Consider the following 1,744-nt stretch of genomic DNA (forward strand, 5'->3'; position numbering starts at 1 on the left):
GGATTTATTATTTGGAAAATTTTCTAATATATATTTTACCTTTGCAAAATTAATGATATAATCTTGTTGATTTGGAATTTATTTTAAAATTTTCATTATTTAACAAAAAATATATGTTTTTTGCAATTAATTTATTTTAAAATAAATTAATAAACCATCAAGTTGTGTAATGCAATTGATATTAAAAGGGGGAAAATTAAAAATGTATTTAACCAGAGATAAAAAGTTTTACAAGTTATTATTTGGTATTTCTTTACCAATAGCTATGCAAAATCTTATTACCTTTGCTGTAGGTATGATTGATACTATGATGGTTGGTTCTTTGGGGGAAGTTCAACTTTCAGCTGTATCTATAGCTAATAATCTATTTTTTGTATTGATGATATTAATGTTTGGATTAGCTGGTGGATCCAATATTATGGTTTCTCAATACTGGGGAAAAAAAGATAAAAAAACTATTCATAAAATATTATCAATAATGTATCGAGTTTGTATTATAATCACTCTCATTTTTACTGCCATTGCTATTTTTATTCCTGAGGAATTTATGAGTATTTTTACTACAGATTTAGAAGTAATATATAGTGGTGCTACGTATTTAAGAATAGTGTGTATTGGTTATTTATTCTATGCTATTACTAACTGTACAATTATGATGCTACGTTCTGTTAAAACCGTTAGAATATCCTTAATAGTTTATAGTATTTCTTTAATTGTTAACGCTTTTTTTAACTGGGTTTTTATTTTTGGTAATTTAGGATTTCCTAGTTTAGGAGTTAAAGGGGCTGCTATAGCAACAGTTATAGCTAGAATAACTGAATTTATCATAGTTTTTATATTTATGGTGGCTTTTGAAGATAAAATATGTTTGAAAATTAAGCATTTCTTTATGGTAGATAAATTAATATTAAAGGATTATTTTAAAATATGTACACCTGTTTTATTTAATGAATTACTTTGGTCTATGGGAGCTTCTATGATTTCAGTAGTAGTAGGTAGACTTGGCACGGATGTAGTTGCTGCTAATAGCATTAATGGAGTAGCTTATCAATTTGTTACCGTATTTATTTTTGGACTATCTAATGCTACTGCTGTAATAATAGGAAATACCATTGGTGAAGGTAAAAAAGAAAAAGCAAAGGAATATGCTTTTACCATAGCTTTTTTCAGTATTTTAATGGGCATATTAGCAAGTGCTGTTATATTTATAATAAGACCAGTATTAGTGGATTTCTATAATGTGTCACAAGCTACCAAAAATATTGCTTTAGAAATAATGGGAGTTACAGCTTTTATAATATTATTCCAATCTCTAGGAGTAAATATGATGATGGGAGTTTTAAGAGGTGGGGGCGATGCTCGATTTGTTCTTTTAAATGATATTTTGTTTATGTGGTTATTTGCTATTCCTGGAGGTTTTATAGCTGCATTTTTCTTTGAAGTGCCAATTGCTTTAGTATTTCTTATAATTAAAAGTGATGAAATTTTAAAAACAATAATAAGTATAATACGAGTAAGTAGTGGAAAATGGATTACTGATATTACAAGAGATTTTGTGGAAGTAAATGCTTAAATAAAATATTATCTTTAATAACTAATAATTAAAAACTCTCACCTTTATTGGTGGGAGTTTTTATTAGTTTTATAAAATATGAATATTAAGTAGTGTTTTTAATTAATGATTCAATTTTTAAATTTAATAAAAGTACTGAAAATATCCAAGCAGTTACAGCATGGTATAAGC

General features: G+C 26.4%; 1 protein-coding gene. It reads left to right on the plus strand.

The genetic code is table 11. The features are described 5' to 3' along the window. The first annotated feature begins 202 nt into the window (after window positions 1-202). Window positions 203-1,573 (plus strand): MATE family efflux transporter, encoded by a 1,371-nt coding sequence (locus GBZ86_RS15565; protein WP_152892176.1) that lies wholly within the window; start codon window positions 203-205, stop codon window positions 1,571-1,573. Window positions 1,574-1,744 lie beyond the last annotated feature (171 nt).

Origin of the sequence: Clostridium tarantellae (assembly GCF_009295725.1) — a bacterium.
Taxonomy (GTDB): Bacteria; Bacillota; Clostridia; order Clostridiales; family Clostridiaceae; genus Sarcina; species Sarcina tarantellae.

Excerpts from the sequence above, each read along its gene's own strand:
- GBZ86_RS15565 (WP_152892176.1), top strand. The coding sequence starts at position 203 with ATGTATTTAACCAGAGATAAAAAGTTTTACAAGTTATTATTTGGTATT.